Genomic DNA, 23,059 nt, shown 5'->3' on the forward strand with positions numbered 1-23,059 from the left:
AGAAAAGTTCGTATGTATCGTTTGGTAGACCATGCCATCCCAAGAAAAATAGTTCTCACGCTCATTGATTTTAACCACTGAAAATAGTTATTTTATTTAAATAATTAGCGAAACTTATTACTAAGTTAGTACCAATTTATTTAATAATAGTAAAGAAAAATTAAGGCAAGTTTATGCAAAAAATAGGGTAAAAGTCTTTTTAATCATTATATTTGATTGTAGCTGTGTCATCTCATTACTTTTTTTAATAAGATCAAAAATAGCATTCACCAGGTCTTAACTTTTAGGATCTATACTATAATAAATAGTTGAGGCAATGGTATGAATGGTACATTAAAAAATGATAAGTATAAAGAGAGCTTTGATTCTTTGGTCAGAGCTATAGGGCGCGGAGATGTGAAGAAAATTGATAAACAGTATGACAAAACAATAAATGCTTTATTTGAAACGTTCGAGAGTTTAACAGACAAGGCAGAGGATGTGGCCAAGTATGTTGTACGTGGTGACTTAGAGAATTATGTAAGCCTCCTGAATAAGAAGCGATCAAATTTTAAAATATTTAGAAGAGTGTTAAATAAAATTTCAGGAAAGGATACGCAAATTAAAAATGTAAGTGACTTTGTAAATAGATTGCCTCATCCTACTATTGAAATAGCCATTGAACATCTAAAGATTTCAGGAAAAATCTTACATCATAAGGAAGTAAAGGAGTCAGAACTATTTCCAATCACAAAAATTATGTCTTCAGATAGCGAACCTCATACCTACGAAGATTCAGGTTATGGAAGCTCATTAGATGAAGGCCATGAATATGAAGAAGTATCACATTATCGAGAGGAGAAGAGTGAATTTTTGGAAAAAAGTTTGCAGAGTCTTAAACTGCCTAAAGAGGAGCCAATTTATGCAACAATACCTATAGAACATATAGAAGCAAAAAGGAAACGTAAGCAAGAGCAGCAGTCTAAACATACAGTATCGCCAAAATTACCTACATCAATAGTAATACCAGAGAAAACATCCTTTATCAGTCAAGAAGTTAAACAAGAATCACAAGCGATATTTAAAGATGTATTTGCAGTATCATCACAATCTAAAAATCCAGGCCATGCAAATCAAAAAATGAGTACGAAACCAAGAATAGTGGGAGTGACTCTTTAAAAATCAGCTGAAAGTATATCACTAAGAGCTGAGAATCAAGACTATAGACAAGTAGTACCAAAAGTAGAAGTGCCTGTTGTAAAAGAAATGGTTAATCGCAAGATAGACAGTAAAATAAAAGCAATAGTAGAAAAATTCGAGCAAAACCAAGTAAAAGAATGCGCAGATATGCAACCTGCTAAAAGCAAAGACATTATGGTAGCACAATCAGGTGTTGATATGAAAAGAAACCCATTAAAAATCACTTCTCACGCTCAGTCACTTTTTGTGCAAAATAAGAAATCTTTAGAAAATCCTATAAAGGAGCAGTTTGATCATGAGCCTTGCAAAAATTCTCTTATTACGGATGTAAATGTAAAGCAGCTAGCTGCACAATTTGAAAGTTATGTAAAAAGATAGCTAAGATTGTCTTAATAGCAAAAGTAGAGTCAAATTTGTTATTTGACGTTATCCTTCTGTAGACCTGCAGCAAAAGTAAGATTATTGTTTTTATGATGGCCTATTTAAAGAAAATCTGGTTTATTTTGCAGCAGGTTTTATATTGTTTTGAACCTACTTTTCTACTTTCATCGCCTATTCTGTAAAACCAAAAAGGTATGCATAAAAACTATTTGCATTGCATAATTTATTTATTAGCATATAACTAAATCTAATATAATCTTAGGTTTTTATGTCAAATGGGCAGAGGGATTTATGCTGAAGGTGGAACATTCAATAGACTATCTAAAAAAAGGGAGATCTAGTTCAGAAACATTTGAAGGAGCAAAACATGTAAAGCAGATAATTTCGCAACGAAAGACTCTCCGCTTCAAACGCTCAGATGATAATCCAGAGTTACCAGAGAATTTTAAGGTAGGACAAGCAATTGGTGGTGGAGATTGTTTCTTTGATTCAGTTGCAAAAGGTCTTAAACAATTGAAGCCTGAGATGGATTTTACTGTGAAATCTTTAAGAGAGGTTTGTAAGAGATTTGCACAAAGTCAGTTAGAAAATGATCAATCATGGCTTAAAGGAGCGTTAAGAAATGAGGCTGAGCCAATTAGTGTATATGTTCCACGTATTGAATTTACTGCTGATGATATTGAGCAAAAATCTGGGTCAGTAAATGTATTGGAATTAACCTCACCAATATGGGGTAGAAGTGAAATTGAGGGGAGAATAATTTGTAAAGAATATAATGTGAAATTACATGTTGTTGAAAAACATGTTGTGGAAGGGAAAGAGGTATGGCTAGATCAGATCGTAAATAGTGAAGGTTCTAGGTCTATGGATAGTATAGATTATAATGAGGAAAACACTATACACATAATAAATAGGGGTAATGCACATTTCGAGCCAATACTTGGTACTCAAGAAATTCGACACAATAAGCAACAATCTCCTGACCCTTCTGACTATGATGATGAGATAACACCTGAGGAAGAACTAATTAATATTATAAAGAGTCGTGACTCAGAGGAAGAAAAGCTAGCAAGGATCAAAAGGCTTTTTGAAAAAGAACCGAAACCAGATGTCAATTTTCAAGACAAAGATAAAGATACACCTTTGCATATTGCTATTCGTAAAGGGAAGCTTGAAGTTATTAAGTTACTTCTAGAAAAAGGAGCAAAGGTTAATGATGATAGCTTGAGGAACAAAAGAAATAGAACTCCACTGGATACTGCTAAGCATCTTAAAAGGCAAGATATTGTACAAATATTAGAACCACAAATTCAGCCAAACCTACAGGCTTCTGTTGAAGAACAATCAGCAAACCGGCAGCAGTTTCAAGAAAATCTTCATTCTGGATCAAATAGTGGGCAAGGATATAACACGCAATCTTCTAACCAACCAAAAAAACTTACCCAAAAGCAAAGCGCAGGAAAGCACAGTTCTCAAAGAAGAGCAGGAACTACAGGCAGTGGAGACTCTTATGAAATTGATCTATTAATTTTAGGTAAAATTAGAGGAGAAAGAGATGCAGATAGATTTTATTTAGATACAAATGTGGATGGTGTAGGTGCTTTTGATGATATAGTTTTTAGGTATTGGAATGAGGAAAAATCAACAACAATCCTTCTGCAAGCAAAACATGTAGAAAATCCAAAAAAGGGTAAGGTTACCATTGAAAAATTTAAAAATCCAAAAGACGATAAATTTTATTTAGGCAAGTATTTCTCGGACTATTTAAGCATTAGAGAAAAATTTAATGAAAAATCTAAAGATCCTGTATTTCAAGGTAATTCTCAGGTTAAGTACATTATTTATACTAATGCTATTCTAGATGAGAGATTCGATAAGAATAGGAAAATTGATATAGATAATAGTATTTTTTCTACGAAGTCTAAGGAAGATAAGGATAAGGCATTTAAATTTAGTCTAGATGATAAAAACTCTGATGTAATTGAAACACTGGAGAGTGTTTCTTGTCGAGAAAGAATAAAGTTGTTAGCAAAGGCTCTTGTTAGCTGTATTAGCGGTAAACTAAATTACAACAATATGATGGGAAATGAATTCTTTTCAACTTACCATGTTTTCTTGGCAAAAAACGTCATTGACGTTGGAGAAGAAATTAAAGAAGACGGGAAAAAAAATAAATATCGAGAAGGTAAAATCAATCACAATTTTCTGAATATTGATAACGAAGATTCGTTCAAAAAAGTACTAAAAGAAGAAGTTCTGTATGAATATGCAAAGAACGTAATATTTAACGAAAAATCTAGTTCCGGGTTAGATAGTGTGAGTGAACGAGATGTTTTAGTTAATAAAGTAGTTAAGTCGTTAGAGTCGTCTAAAAAAGTGGATGAAGATGTAATTGAAAAATTAGGTGGAAATGTTATTATATTAGATACAAAAAATAAACAGTTAAAGTTTGCTGGTCAAGAGAAAATAAAGGATGAGAGCGCTAAGCAATTCATAAGAGATTTGGAAAGTAAAGTTAGTAAACTTGCAGACTATAAGTTTGATATTCCATATGAATTTGTAAAAAAAACATTGAAAGAACAAACAGAAAAAGAGACTTTAAAACTCCATGTTAGCTTTGGTAATATTAGTCCTAGTTTCAAGAAACCAGAACATTTAATAAAAAAATTAATTGAGTTATTTGAGAAATATAAATCCCTAAAAATTATCAAGATAGATGATAGTGTAGTTGGTCATGGGAAAAGTTTAACTGATGGAGATATAAAAAATATAGGAAAGCTTGTTGGTAATTTGCTTGTATTTGATAAGAATAAAAAAATGCTGAAGTTAGCAAGTGAAGAAAGTCTGGATAGAGATGCTCTGGAGCTCATCACAAAATTAAAAACTACTGCTCAATCACATGGTCTTAAGGTTGATGATTATAGATTTGATATAAAAGTTAAGAATTTTCCTAAGGATACATTGTTTATTGATGGTGAAGATAGAACTAATGTTGAAGAGTTCTTAAGTAAGTTGGAAGTTTTCACAGGTCAAGCTAGTGATCCAGAGTTAAGAAAGGTCATTAAAGGTGAGATAAAGAATTTGTATAAGCTAACTGAAGAAGAGGTTGAAGGTAATTTTCTTAAAATAAGAAATAAAGCAGAAGAGCATTGGAGAAAAGGTGATTTTTATTTAGAAAAGGGTGATGATTTTTTTACAAACATATTTAGGTTTGACATTCAATTTAATGTAAAAGAGCCTGTAGATTTATTTTCCGGAAGGGTTGAGCAGCTAAAAAAATTACATATAGCATTACAAAGTAGAGGTGAAGCTTCTGTAAGTGGACTTGGTGGTGTAGGTAAAAGCGAACTGGCAAAAAAGTATGCTTATGATCATGGAAATGATTATGATGGCAATGTTATATGGATTAATGTTGAAAGCTATCAAACTCTTGCTGAATCTTTTCTTAGGTTAGCTCAGGATAAGTTAGGAATCAATGTGAAAGGTATAGAAGGAAATCAAAAGGATATAAATTCAATTGTTGAAGATGTATATGGATTTTTTTCAAAGAGAAAAAGTCTTTTTATTTTTGATAATGCTGAAAAGCTTAGAACTCAAGATGATGGTGATGAAGGTATAGATAAATTTTTACCATCTTTGCTTTCTAATGCTAATAAACCCTATATCCTTATCACTTCCCGTAACCAGAAATGGGGAAATATAGAAGTAATGCCATTGGGTACATTTACTGAAAAAGAAGCTACGGACTTCATCAAGAAAGCACTTAATATAGAGGATGATTCACAAAAAAATGAAATTCAAAAGTTAATGGAAATATTAGAGCGGTTTCCTTTGGCCTTGACACAAGCAGTTGCATACATAAAGCAAGCAAATGAAGAAGTAAAAAATGTAGAGCCAGAAAGAGAATTTAAAATTGATGATTATCTCAAAGAGTATGAAAGAAAAACAAAAGAATTACTTAACTTTCCATTTCCAGATGATAGCGATGCTAAATATAGCAGAACGACGTTTACAACTTGGAAAGTTACCATTGATAAGATCAAGAAAAAGGAATATGGGAAAAAAGCTATGGAAATATTGGATATCATAGCATATTGTGCGCCAGACAACATCCCTACTAAAATATTTTTAAAGCTAGAGGAATATGATGAAAGAAAATTAGGGGCTACTGTTCAATTATTAAAGCGGTATTCTATGGTAAATTTAGAAGGAGGTACATTAAGTGTACATAGGTTAGTACAACAAGTAACAAGAATAAATCTTATGGATAAAAAGAGAGAGGAAGAAATATTAGGAAAAGCTCTTGAATTAATAAAGAGTTATGATTCAGAAGAAAAAGGTAAAAGTCCATCTCAGTGTATTTTTTATCCTTGTACAGAAGATGGAAAATTAAGCAACAGTGAAAAACACGTTACATATATTTGGAGTTATGCAAGTAAATATGGTCAATTAATTAAAGATTTTTATTCTACCTATGGTGAGAAAGCAAATACACCAATAAATTTATTTGCTATAAATGGTAAAAAAGAAGCTATTGAGTCTATATTAAAAAACATAGAAAAAGGTAAATTAATAGATAAGATAAATGAGTATAATGAAATTGGTTATGCTCCTATACATTCAGCAGCTTTTAATGGTCACAAGGAGACAGTAAAATACCTTATAGAGAAACAAGGTGTTGATATTGATTTTATCACTCGTGGTTCAGAAAATACTCCGACGTTTATTGCTGTTTTAGGTAATCAATTAGATGTAGTACAATATTTGGTAGGAAGAGGAGCGGATCCTAATAAAGGAGGTAAATGTGGTTCATTTCCTATTCACTATGCTGCTCTATATGCTAGGAAGGATTTAATAGAATGCCTAATAAACAACAATGCTAATATTCTTTTAAAGGACAAATTATCAGGTAATAACGTTCTGCACTATGCACTCTTACATTTGGGAGAGTGTAGGAATCATCTTTCTGATACTGAAGAGATCGTTAAATATTTTTTGGAAAAAAATTCTGTTCTTGAAAAAGATGCAAATTTTTTTGGAATGACGCCATTACATTTTGCTGCAGAATCTGGTTCTGCTAGGATTGTCAAAATGCTTCTAGATTACGGTGCTAATGTTAATGCTAAGTCTCATCTTGCTAAACCTCAACTTTCTGATGTCTCGGATGCTGAAGTGGATAGTATTAAGGAGAAAATGTTTGTTGCAAGAAACGTTAAGAATTATGATGAAGGCTATACTCCTTTACATATTGCTGCAAAGGAAAATCACTTAGAAAATGTAAAGCTCTTACTACAAAAAGGTGCCATCTATAGTGCTATTAATGATGAAAGGAGTACTCCTCTTTGTATGGCAGAACTTGGATCTGATGTTGAAAATTTACTGGCGTCTATAAATAAATCATTTCAAGCTACTAAAAAAAATCAAAAGAATGAGCTTGATTCTTTACTAAAAGGAAGAGATTCTGATGAACTTAAAGCAATTCTCCACGCTCGTAATCGTAATCAAAAAACACTTCTACAATTTGCTATTGCTAATGAGCAGAAAGATATTGAAAAGGTGATTATAGAAAAATTAAGACTTATTCAGTCTTCTGATCAGCAGCAAGAAGCTGTAAAACAAGGAGTTAAAGTTTCAGCTAAAGAATGTTTGCCGAGCACAAGTTCAGGAAGGAGAAAAAGAGAAGCTATTGGTGAAAAGTGTTTATTTACATGGGAAGACGTAGATGAGTTTAATGAGGAGAAAGATGAAAAAAGGGATTTGAGTAAGATTAAGATAGATAGTGAAAAGTTTGTCAGTTATATTAAAGATTTGCCGAAAGGAAAGCAGAGTCAGCTAATTCAACTAGCAGGTGAAGCTCAGGTTACAGGCAGATTTCAAGGTCTAGTCAATAAGCTTACTAGTAATCAGAAAGTCATAAGTCATCTAAATAGAGTGGGAAAAATCTCAGGTATGACCATGCACGGAATGATGGCTAAAAATGTATTAGCTGACTTTTTAAATGGAGATTATCAAGGTGTAGCAATTAATGTTGGTTTTATTGCCGGTGGTCAAGGATTTGCTAAAGTTGCTGAAGCTGCGTCTATTAAAGGATTAAAATTAGCCTCAGAAGGAAAGTTATTGCTCGGTAGATCTTTAAGAGCAGCATCTCCTTTTCTTGCCCGTGGTACTTCTGCTTTTGTTGTCTATGATCTAGTAAATCAGGTAAAAGCATTTAAAAATGGTACTGAAGAAGCATTGGTTGGCGTAGTAGGAGATAGTATTTATTTAGGAGTTGACGCTGCAGAGATTGGTGTGGAAGTTGCTGAAGCTTTTGGAGTACTGGAAGGAGTATCAAGTGTTACTGGACCGATTGGTGCTGCAATTGGCGCTGTAGTATTTGTTGGCACTGATGTTTACATGGCAGTAAAGAGGGTTGATAAGATTGACCAGCTTATTCACCTAACTGGAAAAGAGAAGTTTATTGAAGGTTTACGTGCATTTATAGGTATGCAACCCGAAAATCATATACAAGAATTATTGCAAGAAAAAGAAGTGAGTAATGAATTAGTAAGGCAAGGACTTGAGTATTTAAATAAGCATAGTGATATTCAAAGCTATGTATTTCCTACAGGTAAATCAGTTGTAGATTCTTGTCGTAAAGTGCCATACCAAGTAAGTGATTGTGCTAGTGGAGGATTTGGAGGTGGATGCCTTAGGGGAAGTACAGTTACACGTTATGCTGAAGAATGCACAACCAAGTTTGAAGTAGATTTAGATAATAAAGTAATACTTGATAAAAAAAGAACAGATATAAAATGGAGTCGAGCAAGACCAGATAATCCAAGTAGTGGAAAATTGTTTTGTTTACCGCGGGGGAATAATGAACCTGTTCCAAATTATGGGTCATATTTATGTGAAAATGCAATAGGTTTATCTACTGAGAAAAAAGAAAATTATACGCTAATTGATCTTGGTAAAGGTGATGATTATTCAAAGGGGTTTTTGAATAGTCCTAATATCTTTGTAGTGAATAATGGTTCTAAAGAATATTATGGAGGAAATAAAGATGATATATTTGTTTTACAGGCAGGTTATGTCAAGGGGTATTTATCTGGGGAAGGTGGAATTAATACTTTAGATACAACGTCATTTGCATTTCAGGAAGAACCATTAAATATTCAGTTAGATATAGGAGAAATTGTAGATTACTCACGTGATAATTGGTTAAGAGTATGTGATATCAACAAGGTAATAGGAAGAAAAAATAGAGCAGAGACAATAACTGTTTCATGCAATGGTTGTAATAGTAATGTAAAACTAATAGATGGTCAAAGTGGTAATAAAGAAATAAAGGATAAAATAAATATAGTTGATAATCACTGCAGTTATCAAATGCAAGTAATAGTAAGGCCTAACACTGTAATATACAATCGAGCATTAGAAGGAAACTTTGATTATCTAGTACCATTAAATGAAGGTGGAAGTGCAGAGTTTATTTTTATTTTTGGTCCTGAAAGGTTTAACGTTAATAATACGTTTTGGTTTGGATATGAGCCAGTTGATATAAAAAGTATTAATGTGAGGTATGTAAATATTTTCAACAGGACTGAACATGAAGTAAAATTCAATTTTATCAAGTCAGAAAAAGAGTTTAACGTAACGATTCCTTATGCAGAAAATCCTTCTTACAGACTAGGAAAGAATGGTGAAATCAAAATAGGGAATAAAGATAACTTGTATATGCTACAAAGTAGTAATGAGTCTTCTGAAGAAATTATCAAGAACTATTTACCTTTAGCAAGTCGACTAAATAAAATGTCATTTTTTATACAATCACTTTTAAGTAATGAGACAGTGGTAATAGGAAGTGGAAATCATGAAGTAATACATAATAATCCAGCGTATAGGAGTCATTTAGTAGGGAATGGTGGTGAAAATGTATATGTAATTGACTCTGAAAGCAAAAAGTTTGAAGTTGCTATACCTGAAGTGATTATTTATGACCTTGATATAGAAAGTTCGGTAGATACGATTGACCTGAGAAATTTAGTAAGGCAGGTAAGAGGTAAACTCTCAAATCAAGATCATTTTCAATTAAAAGTTCTAAAATCTGCAAATGATTTGTTATTAAAAGCAACAATAGTTGAAGTGAAGCCAACAGAAGATTCATCTGTAAGTAAGATGAGAAAACATGAGTATTGTACTGTGAGATTAAAAGATGGGGTTAATTGGTATAACAAAACTCATGTGATTGTGGATAATGCTCCTATGAAAATCAACCTTGATAATAATGAGTGGAGTTTGAAACCATTACCTTTAAAATTTGAAAAGGATAAAGAAGTTATTATTGTAACAAGTCAAGATATAGAAGAAAACACTGAACTAATAACACCTAAAAGAGCAGGAAACTATAGCTTTGTTAGTGATCATGGTAATGATCTAATAGTAACGAATGCTTTTGATGTTAATGTAGCTAAAAATGATCTATGTACGATAGTATTAAGTAAGTTTTATGAAAAACCTAAAATGGCAACATTATCAATAAAGTTTGCTGATAAGGAAATAATTCTAAAAGAGCATCAGGAAGAAATAAGTACTGCAAGAGATGTGAATGTTATGAAAAAAGAACATAAGGATCAAGTCTATAATGGTGTCTTCAATCATACAAAAAGCAGTCCAGAAGTTATTATGTTATCTGATCAACCTGTAACGCATAGACATAGGCATAGTGGACACAGAGAGCAAACTCGTCATCGTCGTAGTACAAGTAGCGGTATTAGGCCGACTGGATGGATAAATGATTTATTTGGTTGGGTAAGAAGCTCAATAAGTGGATTGTTAAGTTCTAAACCTGAGAGCACTCCAAGTTCTATCTCACAAGTAGATGCAAGAGTGGATGTAAATGGTACGATAATGTTACTTGACGTGTTTATTAGAAAAGTTACAGGTCAAAAGTATGTTTCTACGGTAGATCATTCTATATCTCCACTAGAAGCACAGGGCTATGCACTCAATATTACAAATAGATTTGAGAAAGTGTTGAATAAAACTGCTATTAAGTCAGGAATATCAGTGACAAATCTAAACTTTGATCCTGTGGTAGTGCAATCAGCTATAATTGAAAAAATAATAAATGGAAAATTTTCTGAAATAGCAAAAACCCTATATTCATTTGCAAAAGAAGCGTGTCCAGAGTTTAAACAAACTGATAAGTTTCTAGATAATTTAAAGAGTAACTTAGAAGAAGTTTTAGCTAAGGAAGAAACTATGATACTACAGCAGAAAGTAGAAAAGCCTTATAAAGACTTGAGTCAGGAAGTTTCAAGGAAAGTACAGTTATCTAAAAAGCCGGATACATTCTTAAATGGAACATCAGTGGTTCAAGGAATAAGCAGAGCGATAAATTGAGGGGACTATGTGGTCTTTTCTGCCTGTAACTGTTTGATCTCATCGAAAGAAAGGCCAGTGATTTCAGCAATAACATCAATAGAGACACCGGCCTTGAGTGAGTTTTTTGCAACTTCAATTTTACCTTCAATTTTACCTTCAACTTTACCTTTTTGATGGCCGATTTGGATGCCTTCTTGTCTACCTTCTTGTCTACCTTCTTGTCTACCTTCTTGTCTACCTTCATGTTTAGCATCATCGAGTTTTTGAGCAAGGACAGCCTGTTCATCACGAATACGTTTGATCTCTTGTTCATAGGCAATAAATTCTTTTTCTGACCAGTTGAATCTATTTAGTTCTTCATAAGCTCTTTTAATTATTAGATCACTTCCTATTATTCTCTCTAGCTCTTCTTCACTAGTTTCGTCTGCATATCTAAAGAAGTAGATCCATTTCTCGACTATACTTGAAAGCTGATCTTCCTTGGTTTTTGTAAATTTAGGTAACTCAATAAATATAAAGTAAAAATCTTTTAGATCATGTTCATTAGTATCTTCATCACGAATAGTATGCTTTGATTTGTACTCAGACTTATCAGGAAATAAAATACAATCTGCTATAGCAATAAAGATAATTTCCTTAAGGTCATGATATTGATCACCCTTACTAGCTTGTCTTGAGTAAGCTTTAGCTGCGTAATATTGGGCACGTTTTTCAAAGCCCTTAGTTTTAGCGACCTGCATTTCGACTATGACTTGCAGCCCATTTTCATCCCTACAAAGAACATCAACAATGCTTTGTTTTTTAGAAGCAATATCAGGGTCTTGAATAGTACTTAAGAACTCTATATCCTTTATTGTACTTTTGCCAGTGAAGCCAAGGATATCATTAAGGAAGTGAATAAGAATGTCCTTGTTTTTTTCAGTGCCAAAGATGCGCTTGAACGATATATCATTTTTTGGATCGAGAAACTTCGAAAGAGCCATGACGGGTTAACCTAGAAAACATTAATAATTATACACAATTTTGAAGAAATGTTCAACAATTTTGATTTATGTTAACTTGTATAATATCTATGACAAATATCTCGATAAGGTACAAAATAGCGCAAAAAGTAAGGAGCTGGAGGTTAAAGCGAGGCTATACTCAAAAAGATTTAGCGGGAAAAATCGGCGTAACATATCAAATAGTACTACAATATGAAAAAGGAACACGAAAAATTTCGATTGAAAAGTTGTGCGCTATAGCAAAGGTGTTATCAATTAATATTACGGATCTTATTCCTGTATCAAATGAAAAAATCTGTTTTGAAGATAAGGGAGAGGAAATATTAAATCTAGTAAGAAAATATAAAACGATTAATGATCAAGAGTTGCGCAAGGTGTTTTACTTGCTAACAAAATTTACCCGAGTTGGTGAGAAAAGTAGTAAAAAAGCAGAGAAAGTAAAAATTGCAAAGGGCCTGGTTAAAGCAGGGATTTCTGTTGATATTGTTTCACAAGCAATTGGCCTCTCTGCTGATGAATGTGTTGAAGAAAAAATAGGTTCTATATACTGCAAAATAGGAAAGAAGATAAAAGAATGGAGACTAGTGCGGGAATATACTCAGAAGGATTTAGCAAAGAAAATGAGTACAACACGTGATGAAATAAGCAACTATGAACAAGGAAGAACTGCTGTTCCACTGGGAAGATTATATGAGATAGCAAAGGCGTTATCGATTAATATCATGGACCTACTTGAACTAACAGAGGATGCAGATGATAAAGTGGTACCTAATTTAATTGAAGAATACAAAAAAATTGAAAGCCAAGAACTACGTCATGCACTAATGAAATCTCTGTTTGAAAGCATACAAATTTGCGAAGAGAAAGTGAAAAGAGCAGAAAAGATGAAAATTGCAAAGGATTTAGTTAAGGAAGGAATTTCTATCAATATTATTTTAAAAACAGTAGGCATCTCTTTAGACGAAATTCAACAAATTTAAAATAAAAAATCAGTATCTATTAATATCTTTACTTTTTGATGAAAAAATAAGTAAAAAAGATTGAAAAATTGATTTGACTTCACTCGGAAGCTATGGCTCTATGCCAATGCTGATAAAGCAGTAAATATTAAAAAAAAGTTTGTTGTTAGTGAAGGGTAAATTATATGAATAATAATAAGAATAAAGAAGAAATCGAATTCAGAATATTAGAAAGCAAAGGCAAAGCACTACTTGATCGTGAAATAATGGAAACATTTTTAAGTGCAGTACATGAAAGGCCACAAGCTCAAGAAATTGCTAAAAATCTGGTGAATACTTATGCAGGAGTAGGAAGGATTTTAGGTCGAGAAATGGATGACCTGAAAGTCATAGAAGGAGTAACTGATTCTGCAGTAGCAATGATTATGTGCGTTAAGGAAACACTAGAAAGGGTACTGAGAGAAAAGCTCAAGGGAGAACCAATCATGGACTTACAAGGGCTAGTAGAATACTTGAACGTAAGTATAGGTCATGCAGAGAGGGAATGTGTAAAAATACTGTACTTGAATAAAAGGCGCCAACTAATCGGAGAAGAATCCTATATTGGTGAAATGGAAAAAGCACCAGTATACATAAAGGAAATTATAAGAAAAGCATTAATAAAGAATGCAACATTAGTAATAATGTCACACAACCATCCTGGGGGAAGTTTAGAACCTTCAGAAGAAGATCAAGCAGTAACAAAGAGCTTAGCAGCAGCATGTAGTACTGTAAGCATAAAATTGTTTGACCATATTATCATCACAAGTGGAGGCTATTTCAGCTTTCGAGAAAACGGATTGTTATAGTAGAAAGTATTTGTAAATCTACTCACTATAATTTATAATGAGTAGTAGAGTGTATAACAACTATACACTTAAAAAGTATATTTAATAGCGGAGGCTAATATGGGTAATAAGATAATTGTACCTTTTAATGATAAAAAGGGAGGTACTTACGAATTAAACATTGATCTTGATAAATTATCAAAAGGTGAGATGTTAAATGCTATTGTAGGAATTGGTCGTACTAGCCAGCAGCCTACTTTTGTAAGCAAAATTAATAAGGCTAAAAAACCTGGAGAAGTGCCCTCCTCTAATAGAGACGTTCAAATCAACTATGGAAAAGGGCTTGATTATATATATGGTACAAAACCTTTAAACGATCAAGCAGAATATTTAAATCCATTTACTTCAGCTTTGAAAAAAATAAAGCCAAATGCAAGCGAAAGTGAAAAGTTAAGCTGGTTTAAGAGTTCTGTAGTAGAGGCAAAAAGCGTAAATGAATTGCATAAAGCCATAGACCAAGTATTAGCATCTGGAGGAAGGCTAAATGCATGTAATGATGGGGAATGGAGCTTTGCTGAGTATGTAATATTGGGCACACATTTTCATAAATTTGATAAGGCTGATCGTAAAAAGCTAATACGTAAATTAATGCTAAACGGTGCAGAGTTTCATGATACTTTATTGGAGAATAAATTGATAGGTGAAATCTATAATGAGCTACAACCAGAAGTTCAGCCACAGATAGATAGGCAGCTAGAAGAACTAGAGAAGGCTGGCGAAAGTGCTGTTCAAGAAGGAGAATTAATAGATATCGAGATAGACAATACAACATCGTATATAGAATTTTCTGATAATAGCAAGGTAGAGGTAGCAAAAATACTGAGAGAGTTAGGAAGTAATATTTTAAAAATTGGTAATAATGCAGTTGAGGTTAAAAGTGAGAAGGGAGGTATAAGAAACTATACCGATATGTCAGATGGAAGCTCTATTGTATTAGAATTTCCTACAAGCGCTGGCAAGCTAAATATCATATTGTACCAAGATGCAAATCAGGTGCAAGTGAGAATAGCAAATAAGGAAATGTGGGCTGAGTTAGAAAAAAGAGGCGAAGAAATAGGAAAAAATTGTCTTTTTGCTGGAATAACGGTTAAAGAAGCAGTAGAAAAAGGTAGTTTCACTAGATGTGGCATATGGAGTGAAAAGTATGCTATAAAAGAGATTAGCAATGATGAAGTATTGTCTTCATGGGTAAATAGGGTATGTGGAGGTAGTAAAGAAACCTTTAGGGAACTTTAATGCGTCTACAGCAAACTTTAAGGTTCCAGAGGTTTTTTCTACCGTTATATCTGAGCTATAGTAGAAAATATTATATATATGGTTTTTTGCGTGGAAAAAAGTCTAGACTGTGAGGTAGGGCAAAAAGTAAAAAATTGGAGGTTAGAGCGAGGGTACACTCAGAAAGATTTAGCAGAGAAAATTGGTGTAAAGTACTGGGTAATACTGCAATATGAAAAAGGGAACCGTAGAATTTCAATCGAAAGGCTGTACGCTATAGCAGATGCATTGTCAGTAAGTATTACCGATCTCATTCCTGCATCAAAGGAGAAAATCGGCTTTAAAAATGAGGAAGGAGAAATATTAAATCTAGTAAGAGAATATAAAAAGATTAACGATCAGGAGTTACGTAAGATGTTTTGTTTGCTAACCAAATTTGTCCAAGTTAGTGAGAAAAGTAGTAGAAAATCGGAAAAAATAAAAATTGCAAAGAGTCTGGTTAAAGCAGGAGTTTCTGTTGATATTGTTGCAAAAACAATTGGTCTGTCTGCTGATGAATGTGTTGAAGAAAAAGTTGGTTCTATCTACTACCAAATAGGCAAAAAGATAAAGGAATGGAGACTAGTGAGAGAGTATACTCAAAAGGATTTAGCGGAGAAAATGAGTACAACACGTGACGAAATAAGCAACTATGAACAAGGACGCGTAGCTACTCCACTGGGAAAATTATATGAGATAGCAGAAACATTATCGATTAGTATTACAGATCTACTAACAGAGGAAGATGAAGGTAGTAAAGTGGAAAATGAGCTACCGAATTTGATTAAAGAATACAAAGAAATTGAGAGCCAAGAACTACGTCATGCACTAATAAAATCTTTGTTTGAAGGGATACGTATTTGTGAGGAGAAAGTGAGAGAGATAGAAAGGATTAAAGTTGCAAAGGATCTAGTAAAAGGGGGAATTTCTATTGATACTATTTTGCAAGCGGTAGGTTTATCTATTGATATGGTTTTAGATGGATAGCTCGTAAAAAAATTATAGCAATAAAGTTTTTTTCTTAAATGGAGGATAAATGTTTGTTTCTGCAAGCAATGTTAGTTACGGAATAGGGCAAAGAATAGAAAATTGTAGGTTAATGCGAGGGCATACTCAAATAGGATTAGTAAGTCAAATAGGTTTAACATACCAAGAAGTAAACAGCTATGAAGATGGGTATATTCCTATTCCAATTGAAGTACTATATATAATAGCAAGAGTATTATCAGTTGACGTTGTAGATTTATTACCTGAACCAGTAATAGTAAGGGAAGACAGCTATGAAGACGAGGAAATACTCTATCTAACGAAAATATACGAGAATCAAAAGTTAGGCAAAATAGTACCTTCATTAGTCAGGTTTGTTCATATTAGCGAAAAAATTAATCAAGAAGAGGCAAGGTTGGAAATAGCAAAAAATCTAGTGAAAGAAGGGGTTTCAGTTGACATAATTTCCCAAGCAACCGGCTTATCTATTTACGAGTATGATAATACAGAGAAAGAAGTCTGCACTGATTCTATATACTACAGAATAGGGCAAAGAATAAGAGAATGGAGATTGATAAAAAGGTATACTCAGAAAGATTTAGCAAACAAAGTTGGTTTAACACTCAAGGAAATACACGAGTATGAAATAGGATACACTGCCATATCATTTGACAAATTATATCAAATAGCAGAAGGATTATCAGTGAATATTAAAGTTCTGCTGCCTAAAACAAATGAAGATAGTGAACTACTTAATTTACTAAGAAAAACTGAAGAGCAAGAATTAGTGAAGAAATTTTTATCTAGGGATATGAAGAATAGCAAAGAGAAAGTTAAAAAAACAGAAAAGATCAAGGTTGCGAAAAATCTAGTGAAGGCGGGTGTTTCTACTGATGTTATTTTGCGAGCAAGTGGCCTAACTGCCGATGAGTGTGAAAATTGAATTGTGTTTAAGATACAAGTAAAAATAGTCAATATATTAACCATTCTAAATCCTTGTTTAGCTGACTCAACTGAAGCATTTTCATAAAGTTTTGCTGCTAATTCGTGTTGTTTGATAAACTTCAAATTTAATGCTTTTAAAATTGATGCTGAAAACACATATTGCTAATGCTAGCAGAGGAGCTAGTTGGCACAGCCGTCAGTACTCCCTATTACTTTTCCTGATAATGTGATAGTATTCGCAAGTATTATCATATATTACAAAAAAATTAGTTAGCATTTCTGTTTATTAAAATTATGCAATAAAGCTGCATTTTATATAACACTTCTCAAATTATTTCTACTAAATATTTATGAATATGGTTAAACAGTAGATAGAAGAAACCTTTTCTATTATTGATCTTTTGTACAGTAAAGTTATCTCATAAAATATTAAATTTGGAGTTTTATGGATCACAGACTAAGAGCTTATTTGCTTGGAGTTACCTGGTTTATACTCAGTTTACTTAGTAGTGTAGTTAATGATACTATATCAAAGTGTCTCGGTTTACACCTTCAAAGTTTTGAGATAATCTTTTTCCGTTTTTTATTTAGCACTATTACTCTTATACCTTTTATATTTTACTATGGAATAGGAGTTTGTAAAACAAGTCGAATATCTATTCAAATAACTAGAGGTGCATTGTTGTTTTGTGGAATGACCTTATGGACCTACGGGTTGACTATTTGCCCAATAGTAACTGCAACAATTATAGGTTTCTCAATACCATTATTTGTTATGCTTCTTGCAATTCCTTTGCTGGAAGAAAATATAATTTGGCAAAGATGGGTAGTAGCTGTCATTGGTTTTATTGGTATTGCTATTACTACTAAAGCTTATAGTGAGGATTTTAATCCTAAAATTCTTATTTTTATTGTATCCGCATTAATCTTCGCTACACTGGATGTACTTAATAAGAAGCTTGTAATGAAGGAGTCAATAATAAGTATATTATTTTACTCAGCTCTAACAACAACAGTTTTTTCCACTCCATCTTTGTTATTTTATTGGCATATGCCTTCCTTGTCAGAATTAATATTACTGCTGATTTTAGGAATAAGTTCAAACCTAATTCTGTTCTTCATGTTAAAAGCTTTTGCTCTTACTGATGCTACTGCACTTGCACCGTATAGATACATAGAGCTAATAATTTCTGCAATAGTAGCATACGTTATATTTAATGAATTACCTGATAAAAGTGCTTTATATGGTACTTTGATATTAATACCATCAACCTTATTTATAGCTTATTCGGAAGGTAAGGCAATTAAGAAAAATAATGTAACAACAAAAGTTTATAATTGTTAATGGTATTTATTTTAGATGCTAAGCTATATTTTTAAGGTGATAATAAAATGCACATAACTATTATAGGAGTAGGGTATGTAGGATTAGTATCTGGTACAATGTTATCTGAGCAGGGCCATAAAGTTGATTGCATTGACATAAATACTGAGAAGATTGAACTTTTGAAATCAGGGAAAATTCCTCTATATGAACCTGGATTAGCAGATTATTTAGAGAATAATATAAAGTCACAAAGGATAAGATTTTTCGATTCGTATTTTCAAATAAATCCCAATACAGAAGTAGTATTTATAACTGTAGATACTCCATCAGACTCCCTAGGAAATGCAAATTTAAAGAATGTATATAATGCAGTAAGTGAAGTTTCTGAGAGAGTTAATCAAGATTGCTTAATAGTGATAAAGTCAACTGTTCCTCCTGGTACTGCAGAAAATATACATAATTATTTATCTAATAAGGGCTATAACTTTGATTTAGGAGTTAATCCAGAGTTTCTCAAGCAAGGCTCTGCAGTATCAGATTTTTTATACCCAGATAGGATAATAATAGGAGTAAAAACTAAGCTAGCTAGGGCAAAACTAGAAGTTATATATAGATCATTTATAGATAAGAATATTCCGTTAATAGTCACTGATACAGTTACTGCTGAAATGATTAAATATGCTTCTAATGCTTTTCTAGCAACAAAGGTTGCTTTTATCAATGAGATGGCAGGTTTATGTGAGCTATTAGGAGCAGACATTGACCTTTTAGCTAACAGTATGGGAATGGACCATAGAATAGGTAAGGAATTTCTCAAAGCTGGTCCAGGATTTGGAGGATCATGTTTTCCTAAGGATTTGTCAGCTTTATTAAGGCTTGCTGAAGACCACAATGTTAAGCTACAAATTTTAAATTCAGTTAAAGAATCTAACTATAATCATATAACAAACATTGCTAAAAAGGTAGAATATGTATTAAATGGAGTCCAAAATAAAAAAATAGCAATATGGGGGCTAACTTTTAAGTCTGGTACTGATGATGTAAGAAATAGCCCAGCTATAGATATTGCACAATTGTTAGTGAATAACAAGGCTAAAATTACTGCATATGACCCAATGGGGATGGATAATGCTAGGCAAGTTCTAAAGGATATAGAATACGCGGACAATGCTATAGGGGCTGCAAGGGACGCGGAAGCCTTGTTATTGTTAACGGAGTGGAAAGAATTTAAAAATCAAGATTTTGCAAGTTTAAAGAGTATTATGGCTGCACCTAATGTTTTTGATTTCCGTAATTTATTAGATAGCGAGCTATTACTAAGATATGGTTACCATGTTTATTCCTTGGGTAAAAAATCTATCTACAAAGTTTAACTGTTGAGAAATTTTTTTTACACCGCTTTACTTAGTTTTTTTAGATCTTTGCTTGATAGTATGGAAAAGCAAACGAGTGCAACAACAGAGCAAATGGAAAAAAATGAAAACATAATACTGTTACCACAGTGCTTAACAAGTACTCCTAAGAGCACGCATGAAAATATTGAACTTGCAATATACCCAAATAATCCTGTTAAGCTTACAATTGCACATACATTATTTTGTGGAGCAATTTCTACAGCTATAACACCTGTCAGTACTTGCACTCCAAATATAAAGAATCCTGATAAGATTGCACCAAGGTTCATAAGAATTATGTTTTGACCAAAGTTCATTGCAATAAAAGTTAGTGCTATACCCAACATATAAAGTGATGCCAGCAAGCTTCTATTTTGAAAGAAGTACATATCACTAATTCTTCCTGTGATTAAAGTTCCAAGGATTCCACCTAAATCATATACGCCTGTTATTAGTGAGGATTGTACAAGAGAAATTTGTAATTTATCCATTAAAATTATAGGAAACCAAAAAAAGATTCCCATTTTTATAATATAAGCACAAAAAGTAGCACAACATAGAAACCATATGGAACTTGTTACCTTGATACCTATTTGAGATTTCTGCACCTTATAATAGGTAGTAAAGTTGGCACTTTCTTTGTAATATGCTTTTAATATTGTATAAATTCCAAAAAGTAAGCATAAGAGACCAGAGTACAAAAATGCACTTTTTGCATCATATATTTTAATTATACTTGGTAATACAATTAAAGTAATACAAGAACCAAGTTGCTGAGATGCGCTCATAACTCCCCATGATGATGCAATTGAAGAGATGCTAGAGTTTGTAACCATAAACTTGGTAATAGCTGGCCAACCTAACCCTTGTGTCCAAGCTAATAATATTAATGTTAACAGTAATAAAGTTAGATTATTATATGATGAAGTTATACCAATGGTTAATAATCCAGTTGCAATATTGCATAGCCCAAACATAAATAATGGATTATTTTTGGAGTCCATGATTATTCCATTAACAAATTTTGATACTCCATAAAAAAAAGAAAAGCAGGCAAAAAAATAGCTTAATTTTACATGGTCAGTATCTATTAACAGTGGTAGAGCAATTGGTATACTTTGTCTTGATAAATAAAGCAGCATATATCCACAGAAGAATAGTAAATATTGAAAGAAGACAAAGTTCACACCTATTCCCAAATAGCTCTATGCAGATGCTAGCATAATACTATATTGGTATAATATTGTTTGACAAGAAGTTTGCAAACAATTAGTGCAGAAAATTACTTACTTAGTATCTTTCTTATAGCAGATACAGTAGTATTAATATCTTCATAGCTTATATCTCTATGTGTTATAGCTCTGATTTTACCTTTGATGTTAGCCATTCTAATTCCATAATTTGTCATTAGTACGTTTATTAATTCTTGAGTAGATATACAATTAGTACGTAATGAAAAATACGCTATATTAGTTTTATACAGGTCGATATCAATTATAACTTGATCTATAGAGCCTAGGCCTTCTATAAGGTGCTGCATTTTTTTATGATCTTCTTCTAAAGAATTTACATTATTATGTAGAGCATATAAACATGCAGCTGAAATAATGCCAGCTTGGTGCATACCTCCGCCAATTTGAAACTTATAGTACCAAGCTTTTTCAATAAAATCTTCACTTCCAAGCAATATTGCGCCCATTGGAGCACCTAATCCTTTACTAAAATCAATAAATATCGAATCAAAATAACTTGCATACTCTTTTGGAGATATTTTAGTATGAGCACAAGCGTTGAACAGTCTTGCTCCATCTAAATGAGTGAATACGTCATTCTCTTTGCAGAGACTTGAGATCTCTTGAATATATTCTAAAGGCCACACAGCTCCACCACCAAAATTTGTCGTTTGTTCGATAGAAACAAGCCCAACTCTCGGAATATTTCTTAAACTAGGACGAGTAATAAACTCAACAATTTGTTCTCCAGTAAATATTCCTCTCGTACCTTTGATGGGCAAAGGAGTGGCATGTGCCTGGGCTGCGATCAAGCCAGATTGTACTATGAGTGGATGTGAAGTTTCATCAAGCAGCAAGTAATCACCAGGTCTTTGAATGTGTACTTTATAAGCAATTACATTGGACATCGTTCCTGAAATCAAAAAGATTCCTGCAGGTTTACCTAATATTTTACATGCGGTTGCCACTAATTCGTTTACAGTTGGATCTTCACATGCAGCTTCGTTTCCAACTTTTGCTTTAGCCATCGCTTCCCTCATTTTAGCTGAAGGGTCAGTGTTTGAATCGCTAAAGAAATCTATTTTTATTCTCATATTAAATTTAACACAACCTCCTTTATAATTTCAGCAGCTTTCATGATTTCTGTTTCCTTTGTGCCAAGATGGGTAACTGCTCTTATATGAGACTCGAGCCAAGGAAAAAGCAATAAACCATAAGCTTGGCACTTACTCAAGAAAACCTCATTAGTTACATTTAGTGCTTTTATACTGAAGCTTACTATATTAGTTTCTGGATAAGGTAGTACCAGTTTTATGTGTGGAATTTCTTTAATCTTATCTGCAAACAATTTAGCGAGCTTATTATCTTCTTTAAGCCTAGAGATATTATTCTGTAGTACGTATTTTGCTGCATTAGCACAATACCCTATCTGATGATAACCACTACCTAGCCAAACCTGTAGCTTTTTAGCCCTTTCAATTATCTCTCTTTTACCCATAAGCATTGAACCAAAAGGAGCGCCAAGTCCTTTAGTAAAAGAAAAGCTCATTGTATCCACATATTTAGCATAATCTGCTAAAGCAATATTTGTTTCGATATGAGCATTAAATATTCTTGCACCGTCTAAATGAAGATTTACATTGTGAGCTTTTAAAAAGTGATATAACTCGACTTGTTTTTCAAAAGGATAAATTTTACCATTAAACCCATTTATACTATTTTCTATAGAAACAAGACTCACCTGAGCAAAAATTTTATACCTCGGCTTAGAATTAATAGCATATTCTACTTCATCAACATCTAAGATTCCGCTATTATTTCTAATACAATTAAATACGATATTATTTACTTTTGCATTGCCTGCGCTATCGAAAAAATTAACGTGGTAATTATAATGAGTTATTAGTTCATCACCAGGACTTGTTTGACTGGCAATGGCTAATCTATTTGCAAGCATACCGCTGGTTACAAATAATGCTTCTTCTACTTTGAATAATTGTTTGCAATATTCTGATAAGTCATTACAGCTTTTGTCTTCACCATAAGCAAAATCTCCAACAGTTGCATTACTTATTGCATGTATAACGTTGGAGCCCTGCAGAGTTGTAGTGTCACTTCTCAGATCAATAATTTTTTCCATC

The 23,059-nt window shown here is 32.8% G+C and carries 14 protein-coding genes; 10 read left to right on the forward strand and 4 right to left on the reverse strand.

Translation table 11 applies throughout. The features are described from left to right. Nucleotides 1-321 precede the first annotated feature (321 nt). The 3 genes from OPR37_RS02485 (at nucleotide 322) to OPR37_RS02495 (ending at nucleotide 10,947) form a co-directional block, all read left to right on the forward strand. Nucleotides 322-1,158, forward strand: coding sequence for a hypothetical protein (locus OPR37_RS02485; RefSeq protein ID WP_264376946.1), 837 nt, complete (start codon nucleotides 322-324; stop codon nucleotides 1,156-1,158). Nucleotides 1,159-1,245: 87 nt separating this feature from the next. After that, entirely contained in the window at nucleotides 1,246-1,557 is a 312-nt protein-coding gene (locus OPR37_RS02490; protein ID WP_264376945.1) for a hypothetical protein, read from the forward strand. Between the two features lie 294 nt (nucleotides 1,558-1,851). Further along, nucleotides 1,852-10,947 carry an ankyrin repeat domain-containing protein gene (locus OPR37_RS02495; protein ID WP_264376944.1) on the forward strand — a complete coding sequence of 3,032 codons (9,096 nt, stop codon included), beginning with the start codon at nucleotides 1,852-1,854 and terminating at the stop codon, nucleotides 10,945-10,947. A gap of 5 nt (nucleotides 10,948-10,952) precedes the next feature. Here the strand turns inward: OPR37_RS02495 and OPR37_RS02500 are convergent, their stop codons facing one another. Further along, complete coding sequence (locus tag OPR37_RS02500; protein WP_264376943.1) at nucleotides 10,953-11,912, reverse strand: Rpn family recombination-promoting nuclease/putative transposase; 960 nt, start codon at nucleotides 11,910-11,912, stop codon at nucleotides 10,953-10,955. An 89-nt stretch (nucleotides 11,913-12,001) separates the two neighbouring features. Here OPR37_RS02500 and wmk (OPR37_RS02505) point away from each other — a divergent pair, with 89 nt between their 5' ends. From wmk (OPR37_RS02505) to OPR37_RS02535, 7 genes are all read left to right on the forward strand, one after another. Beyond that, nucleotides 12,002-12,913: a WO male-killing family protein Wmk gene (gene wmk, locus OPR37_RS02505; RefSeq protein ID WP_264376942.1), complete on the forward strand. Its 912-nt coding sequence runs from the start codon at nucleotides 12,002-12,004 to the stop codon at nucleotides 12,911-12,913. A 164-nt stretch (nucleotides 12,914-13,077) separates the two neighbouring features. Continuing rightward, complete coding sequence (locus OPR37_RS02510; protein WP_264376256.1) at nucleotides 13,078-13,740, forward strand: JAB domain-containing protein; 663 nt, start codon at nucleotides 13,078-13,080, stop codon at nucleotides 13,738-13,740. A 99-nt stretch (nucleotides 13,741-13,839) separates the two neighbouring features. Beyond that, nucleotides 13,840-15,015, forward strand: coding sequence for a hypothetical protein (locus tag OPR37_RS02515; RefSeq protein WP_264376255.1), 1,176 nt, complete (start codon nucleotides 13,840-13,842; stop codon nucleotides 15,013-15,015). A 78-nt stretch (nucleotides 15,016-15,093) separates the two neighbouring features. After that, on the forward strand, nucleotides 15,094-16,020 hold the full coding sequence (wmk, locus tag OPR37_RS02520) for a WO male-killing family protein Wmk (protein WP_264376254.1): 927 nt from the start codon (nucleotides 15,094-15,096) through the stop codon (nucleotides 16,018-16,020). A 49-nt stretch (nucleotides 16,021-16,069) separates the two neighbouring features. Beyond that, nucleotides 16,070-16,963 carry a WO male-killing family protein Wmk gene (gene wmk, locus OPR37_RS02525; protein ID WP_262986400.1) on the forward strand — a complete coding sequence of 298 codons (894 nt, stop codon included), beginning with the start codon at nucleotides 16,070-16,072 and terminating at the stop codon, nucleotides 16,961-16,963. 447 nt (nucleotides 16,964-17,410) lie between these two features. Further along, entirely contained in the window at nucleotides 17,411-18,310 is a 900-nt protein-coding gene (locus OPR37_RS02530; RefSeq protein ID WP_265016905.1) for a DMT family transporter, read from the forward strand. Nucleotides 18,311-18,357: 47 nt separating this feature from the next. Then, nucleotides 18,358-19,665, forward strand: a complete 1,308-nt coding sequence (locus tag OPR37_RS02535) for a UDP-glucose dehydrogenase family protein (protein ID WP_264374470.1) — start codon at nucleotides 18,358-18,360, stop codon at nucleotides 19,663-19,665. A 17-nt stretch (nucleotides 19,666-19,682) separates the two neighbouring features. Here the strand turns inward: OPR37_RS02535 and OPR37_RS02540 are convergent, their stop codons facing one another. From OPR37_RS02540 to OPR37_RS02550, 3 genes are all read right to left on the reverse strand, one after another. After that, nucleotides 19,683-20,828: an MFS transporter gene (locus tag OPR37_RS02540; RefSeq protein ID WP_264684991.1), complete on the reverse strand. Its 1,146-nt coding sequence runs from the start codon at nucleotides 20,826-20,828 to the stop codon at nucleotides 19,683-19,685. Between the two features lie 140 nt (nucleotides 20,829-20,968). After that, nucleotides 20,969-22,012 carry a threonine aldolase family protein gene (locus tag OPR37_RS02545; RefSeq protein WP_264376874.1) on the reverse strand — a complete coding sequence of 348 codons (1,044 nt, stop codon included), beginning with the start codon at nucleotides 22,010-22,012 and terminating at the stop codon, nucleotides 20,969-20,971. After that, nucleotides 22,009-23,058, reverse strand: coding sequence for a threonine aldolase family protein (locus OPR37_RS02550; RefSeq protein ID WP_211908672.1), 1,050 nt, complete (start codon nucleotides 23,056-23,058; stop codon nucleotides 22,009-22,011). Before OPR37_RS02550 ends, OPR37_RS02545 begins: the two co-directional genes overlap by 4 nt. Between the last annotated feature and the right edge of the window lies 1 nt (nucleotide 23,059).

This window comes from Wolbachia endosymbiont (group B) of Lycaena phlaeas, from assembly GCF_947251875.1.
Taxonomy (GTDB): Bacteria; Pseudomonadota; Alphaproteobacteria; order Rickettsiales; family Anaplasmataceae; genus Wolbachia.

Excerpts from the sequence above, each read along its gene's own strand:
- OPR37_RS02495 (WP_264376944.1), top strand. The coding sequence starts at position 1,852 with ATGCTGAAGGTGGAACATTCAATAGACTATCTAAAAAAAGGGAGATCT.
- wmk (WP_262986400.1), top strand. The coding sequence starts at position 16,070 with ATGTTTGTTTCTGCAAGCAATGTTAGTTACGGAATAGGGCAAAGAATA.
- OPR37_RS02550 (WP_211908672.1), bottom strand. The coding sequence starts at position 23,058 with ATGGAAAAAATTATTGATCTGAGAAGTGACACTACAACTCTGCAGGGC.
- OPR37_RS02530 (WP_265016905.1), top strand. The coding sequence starts at position 17,411 with ATGGATCACAGACTAAGAGCTTATTTGCTTGGAGTTACCTGGTTTATA.
- OPR37_RS02485 (WP_264376946.1), top strand. The coding sequence starts at position 322 with ATGAATGGTACATTAAAAAATGATAAGTATAAAGAGAGCTTTGATTCT.
- OPR37_RS02500 (WP_264376943.1), bottom strand. The coding sequence starts at position 11,912 with ATGGCTCTTTCGAAGTTTCTCGATCCAAAAAATGATATATCGTTCAAG.
- OPR37_RS02545 (WP_264376874.1), bottom strand. The coding sequence starts at position 22,012 with ATGAGAATAAAAATAGATTTCTTTAGCGATTCAAACACTGACCCTTCA.
- OPR37_RS02510 (WP_264376256.1), top strand. The coding sequence starts at position 13,078 with ATGAATAATAATAAGAATAAAGAAGAAATCGAATTCAGAATATTAGAA.
- OPR37_RS02535 (WP_264374470.1), top strand. The coding sequence starts at position 18,358 with ATGCACATAACTATTATAGGAGTAGGGTATGTAGGATTAGTATCTGGT.
- OPR37_RS02490 (WP_264376945.1), top strand. The coding sequence starts at position 1,246 with ATGGTTAATCGCAAGATAGACAGTAAAATAAAAGCAATAGTAGAAAAA.
- wmk (WP_264376942.1), top strand. The coding sequence starts at position 12,002 with ATGACAAATATCTCGATAAGGTACAAAATAGCGCAAAAAGTAAGGAGC.
- OPR37_RS02540 (WP_264684991.1), bottom strand. The coding sequence starts at position 20,828 with ATGCTGCTTTATTTATCAAGACAAAGTATACCAATTGCTCTACCACTG.
- OPR37_RS02515 (WP_264376255.1), top strand. The coding sequence starts at position 13,840 with ATGGGTAATAAGATAATTGTACCTTTTAATGATAAAAAGGGAGGTACT.
- wmk (WP_264376254.1), top strand. The coding sequence starts at position 15,094 with ATGGTTTTTTGCGTGGAAAAAAGTCTAGACTGTGAGGTAGGGCAAAAA.